Annotated in this window: 3 protein-coding genes and 1 pseudogene; 1 reads left to right on the forward strand and 3 read right to left on the reverse strand. The window is 45.5% G+C overall.

Annotation, left to right across the window (positions count from 1 at the left end):
- Positions 1-166 precede the first annotated feature (166 nt).
- Both glnD and AB4238_RS09365 read right to left on the reverse strand, forming a co-directional pair.
- Positions 167-2773: a [protein-PII] uridylyltransferase gene (gene glnD, locus AB4238_RS09360; protein ID WP_372033158.1), complete on the reverse strand. Its 2607-nt coding sequence runs from the start codon at positions 2771-2773 to the stop codon at positions 167-169.
- A 218-nt stretch (positions 2774-2991) separates the two neighbouring features.
- Complete coding sequence (locus tag AB4238_RS09365; RefSeq protein ID WP_372033159.1) at positions 2992-3573, reverse strand: TetR/AcrR family transcriptional regulator; 582 nt, start codon at positions 3571-3573, stop codon at positions 2992-2994.
- A 141-nt stretch (positions 3574-3714) separates the two neighbouring features.
- Between AB4238_RS09365 and AB4238_RS09370 the strand changes: the two genes are divergently transcribed.
- The gene (locus AB4238_RS09370) at positions 3715-4767 is read left to right on the forward strand and encodes an alkene reductase (RefSeq protein WP_372033160.1); all 1053 of its coding nucleotides are present in this window, start codon (positions 3715-3717) and stop codon (positions 4765-4767) included.
- Positions 4768-5112: 345 nt separating this feature from the next.
- Here the strand turns inward: AB4238_RS09370 and AB4238_RS09375 are convergent.
- Positions 5113-5640: pseudogene (locus AB4238_RS09375) on the reverse strand (CDGSH iron-sulfur domain-containing protein); the annotation flags it as partial.

Raw genomic sequence — 5640 nt, forward strand, 5'->3', positions numbered from 1 at the left:
GCAATTGGTATTAATTGAATAGCGACCCAAACGGTTCGTTTCAAATCAAGCATATCAATCACAAGAAACAGAGAGGTTGCTGCTATTTGATGATTCAATAATAAAGAATAACTAAGCTTTTAACTGGCGCAATACCACGCTAAAAGCTTAGTTAATTTACTGAGGATTAAGCGGGGATCTGTTCTTTAATAAAATCAACAAAGAAGGATTTTAGCGCCTGCTTGTTTTCTTCATCTAAAGATTGTCCATCTTTGTCAGAAACTAAGAACACATTATCCACTTGCTCACCCACTGTAGTGATTTTTGCTGAATGGATATTAAGTTCAAAGCGTCTAAACCCGCTGCAGAAATGACTCATAAACTGGGGGTTATCTAGCGCAGTCACACTGATCAGCGTTCTGTCTTTTTTGCGAGAATGCAAAAACTCCACTTTAGGTTCACTGGCAAAAGAGCCCAGATTACTGTTCTGGCGCTTCTTCGACAGCTTTCTGTTTTCAAACAGTACCTGCTTCAGTTTCTGCTTAATACGTTCACGTCGTCCTGCAGTTCGGATCGGGTGATGGTCGTAGTCGAGGATCTTTAATGACTCCACCACATAACCATCTTTTGTTTTGGAGATATGGGCTTGCTGCACTGAGATCTGTAGCGAGGCTAAGGTATTAAATAGCGTCACAAACAGCCCGGGCTTATCCTTCATATACACAAACAGATCACTACTGCCTTTCGTGGTGTTCTCATCAAGCAGGATAAGCGCCCTATCGGCTGGATATTTTGTCATCGCCTGCGAATAACGCGCGATTTCACTAGGCTGAGCATTACTGAAAAACGACAACGGGAGTCGCTTCCAAAGCTGCTTAATCGCCTCCGGCGTTTCGCTAACTCCCATCAATTCTAACGCTTCGTTTTTATGCTCACGAACGATGGTTCGCTGCTCTAGCACATTCTCTAAACCGTTTCGCAGCGCATAGCTTATCGACAGATAGAGATCTCTAAGTAAGGTAGCTTTCCAGTTAGTCCACAAATCGTCATTAGTTGCCTTAATATCGGCAACCGTTAAACAATACAATGCGTCGAGTCTAGCTTTGGTACCGATCGCTTTAGCGAGGTTTTTCACTTCTGACGGGTCATAAATATCGAGTCGCTGCGAAGAGAGCGACAGTAATAGGTGATTTTCAACTAACCAAGCGATCACCTTAGCTTGCGAAGGTTTTAGTTCATGAAACTTAGCAAACTGCAGCGCATCGACCGCACCTAATTCACTGTGATCGCCGCCGCGGCCTTTTGCTAAATCGTGGAATAATGCCGCTAACAGCAGCACCTCTTTATTCTCTATCGACTTATATACAGCCGCCGGTTGTACAAGCGATGGGTTCTCGGGTTTACCACTTAACGCATATAAGTTTTTCAGCAGTTTATGGGTATGCTCATCGACCGGGTAGACATGATAAAGGTCAAACTGCATCTGACCACAGATCTCACGCCACTGCGGCAAGTAGGAGGCCAAAATGCCGTGTTTGTGCATCAGTGACAGCGCCAGCCCCATCCCTTGCGGATGCTTAAATAGCGCAAGGAACTCTTTGCGGCAGCGATGAAAATCTTGCAAGTCGCCCAACAAGCGACGACGGACCTGACGGATCAGTCGAATAGTTTGCGGCGAAATACCATCAATATCTTTGGCATTTTCAGCAATATGAATAAACAGCGCAATAAGCTGCTTACGGTCAACAAATACATCTTCATGGCGCGCGTTTATCATGCGGCCATTAATCTCAAAATGTTGGTTTATCGGGGTGGATTTTTTATCGACCTGTACCAGTATTTCATCTTTAAAATACTGCAGTAGCATTTGATTAAGCTCACTAATACGCCTCATTGCTCGGTAAAGCTGGCGCATCATCTTTTCAATGGCAAGGTGACTATTATCACCAAAGCCCATCAAGCTTGCCACATCACTTTGAAGCGCTATTAGCAGACGGTTTTCAGAGCGCTGCGCCGCTGCATGCAGTGCCCAACGAACTCGCCAAATAAAGTGCTGCGACTCTAAAAGTTCAGCGTGCTCGTCAGCAGTAAAGAAGCCAAACCGTCTAAGGGCCGCCATATCTTGCGCGGCAAAGTATTTGCGGGTAACCCAAATAAGGGTCTGAATATCACGCATACCGCCGGGGCTATTTTTAAGATTAGGCTCTAAGCTAAAGGCGCTGCCTTGGGCCTTTTGATGCCGTTCATCTTGCTCACTGAATTTCGCTTTAAAAAAGGCTTCACTGCTCCAAAGCTCATCACCATATAGTCGCCCTAATACCTGTTTGGCATGGGAATCGGGCCCACTTAGGTGGCGGATTTCAAACAATGAGGTGGCAACGGTAATATCGTCCTTACAAGCCTTATCTGTCTCAGTCAATGCTAAAACACTGTGGCCGAGCTCTAAACCTATGTCCCACAACTGCGTGAAAAACTGGCCGATATGTTCCTCTTGCTCTGCTGTAAGCTTTTCAGCAAACAATACGCAAATATCGATATCAGAATGCAGATGTAGTGTTTGGCGGCCATAACCACCAACGGCATTAAGGGAAATGTTTTCATTATGGAGATCGGCGCAAGCCCAGAGGTGTTGCAAAAGAGAGTCGAAGAAATCAGCCCGCAGCTTTACAATTTCGTCGATAGCAACGTGAGTAAAGTTTTTATTGAAGTAGTTGTCGGCATCTTGAATTACTTTCTTGTAATCGGTGATCGCCATTTTTGCATTGAATTGAGGTGATATATCAGAGTCCGGCATGCTTCTCCTGTAGCTACTGCACTGAGTATAATCGCTCGCGTTATACTCATTAAACCATTATGCAATGCCCTTAAAATGAACAAACAGGGTAGATGATCCCAACTGAAATTACAAACCATCAACAAATAGCTAGCGGCAGCTCAAACACCAATTAGCGCCATGATAAAGATCTGTTACAAGCGCAGCGGGCGGTAAAAGTAAGCCCAGTTTATTGAAGGTTAAGCTGTAATGTCAGTGAAGAGTTGCTCCGCTAGCTGTTGCAACGTCTCTGCCTCTGGGTGTGTATGGGCAAAGGTTCTTAAGCCATAAATACCCATCACCAAATAACGTGCTAGATGCTGACTATCACGCTCGCTACTAAGCTCACCGTTAGCTTGCGCCTTAGCAATCACATCAGCAATCCCCTGCTGCCAATTCGCTAAATTCTCAGTAATGATTTTTTGTACATCTTCATCTTGTTGCGCCATCTCATTAAGCGCTTTGGTCAGTAAACAGGCTTTTGCAGCTTCACAGCTGATGCACTCCTGTACGATGTTATCCAAATAAGCTTTTAACTCGACAAGTACAGCGTGTTTACCTGAGAAGAACTGCTGGAATTCGGCGCTTCTATCGGTTTTATATTGCTCTAATGCCGCGATAAGTAGGCCGCGTTTATTATCAAATGCACAATAGATAGAGCCTGGGTGTAGACCTGTGGCTTTGGTCAAATCTTGCATACTGGTCTTGCCATAACCTTTGTCCATAAAAGCGGTCATGGCAGATCTCAATACTTTTTCTCTATCAAATTCGGCATTGCGCATGCGGCCTGTGGCTCCAAAGGTTAACTTAACTAAACGCGATAATCTGAGTGTACTTAATTTTGAATGTTTGTTCAAAATAATACTTGAATGATTATTCAAATAAGAATATCTTGAATGTTCATTCAAGAAACGGAGATCACCATGACTGACAATCTATTTCAACCATTTGCACTCAACGACACCATTACCTTAGACAATCGCATTCTTATGGCGCCGTTAACTCGTTGTATGGCAGATGATGAACTAGTACCGACTCAGGCCATGGCTGATTACTATGCCCGCCGTGCAGAAGCTGGGCTTATTATCTCTGAAGCGGTGATTATTCGCCCCGATGGACAGGGCTCCCCTAATACTCCAGGCTTGTTTACCCCGGCACAAATAGATGGCTGGCGCACCGTTACCGATGCCGTGCATCAAGCGGGCGGCAAAATATTTGCCCAGCTTTGGCATACAGGTCGAGTCGCGCACTCATACTTTTTCGAAAAGTCAGGCACCACTGACGTATTGGCTCCATCGGCAGTAGGTCTTGAAGGCAACCTGTCCAGAATGCGTGAGCTAAGCTACCAAGTGCCAAGAGCGGTTAGCCATGATGACATTACCAAACTCATTGCCGATTACGCCCAAGCCGCAGCCAACGCAATTGATGCTGGTTTTGACGGCGTTGAGATCCACGGTGCAAATGGTTACCTCATCGATCAGTTTTTACATCACGACAGTAATCGTCGCAGCGATGAATATGGTCAAAGCCCAGAAAATATGGCGCGCTTCCCATTGGCAGTGGTCGATGCAATCTGCGCCCGTATCGACAATGACAGAACCGCTCTTCGAGTATCACCGGGGGCTTATTTTAATATGGCTAGCGACGATAGAGATCGCAGCGTATTTGACTATTTCTTAGCAGAGCTAGAGCAGCGTGATTTAGCTTTCTTACATATCGGTATTTTCGACGACGCGATGCAGTTTGACTATCTAGGCGGCAGCGCATCAAGTTACGTGCGCAGTGTTTACAGTAAAACCTTGGTGGGAGTTGGCAGTTATAGCGCCGAAACAGGCAGCACGGCAATTAGTAACAACCAGTTCGATCTGCTTGCCATTGGTAGACCATTTATTGCTAACCCAGATTATGTTGCCAAAGTAAGGCAAGGCAACGAACTAGTGTCATATTCAGATGAGATGCTAACCAGCTTGGTATAAAGGTTTTACGTAAAGATCATCAACCTGTGTCTTTCGGTACTTTTGAGACAGAAGAGGTTAACCCTATGGTTAACCTCTTTTTTTATCTCGAATACCAACTGCAAGTTAACAGTGCAAAACTTAACTGCGCTTGGCAATCGCCTTTGCCATGGCAGCATCTGCAATCAGATCTAGCTTGGCCAAGTCGATATCTTTATGGGCTTCACAAATAAACCAAGGTTCGCGAGAATCAGGTTCTAGCATAATACCGCTCTCTATCAGGTTCATCGCAAACTCAGTATATAGCTCGCTATCCGTTTGCTTCCAATCACGGTAGTTTTGCGGCACTTGGCTGCCAAAATGGATACCAAACATCGCATCAGTGCCAGCAAGCTCCGCGCCTTTGGCTAACGCGATTTTGGCCTCTTCGGAAAGTGAACCGTAACTCATGTCTGATACGAACAGTGGAATACTTAGTTTGAGCGGCTTTCTGGCTTTGGGACCGATCACTAACTCTGTTGCAACCGCAACATCTTCCATCAATGGTTTACGCGCCATCTGTGCAGCCATTATCTGTAACTCATCCCAATGGGGTAGCTTATAACGAGGCACGCCCATTGATGTCATCGGCCCATGATGCCCCATTTTAGACAAGCCATCTCGCGCCAGTTGATGGATAAATTCAACCGTTGGCTCCTCCTTGGTTGCCGTCGCTACAGGCATAGCTGCAGCTTGGATCTGCACACCCGGTCCCTCTTGTCCTATTTGATCTTGACTAAATTTCTGGTGGGTGCCGTCGCAATAAGGGCTATTGGCCGTATGCTTACACTGGCACAAATAGGCATCCCCGCTTAGCTCAGCAGTAAACGCTTTTGGAGTAATACCAATTGCATT

Source organism: Shewanella sp. 10N.286.45.A1, assembly GCF_041470405.1.
Taxonomy (GTDB): domain Bacteria; phylum Pseudomonadota; class Gammaproteobacteria; order Enterobacterales; family Shewanellaceae; genus Shewanella.

What these genes read in the sequence shown, in the direction of transcription:
- glnD (WP_372033158.1), bottom strand. Translation starts at nt 2,773, where the DNA reads ATGCCGGACTCTGATATATCACCTCAATTCAATGCAAAAATGGCGATC.
- AB4238_RS09365 (WP_372033159.1), bottom strand. Translation starts at nt 3,573, where the DNA reads ATGCGCAATGCCGAATTTGATAGAGAAAAAGTATTGAGATCTGCCATG.
- AB4238_RS09370 (WP_372033160.1), top strand. Translation starts at nt 3,715, where the DNA reads ATGACTGACAATCTATTTCAACCATTTGCACTCAACGACACCATTACC.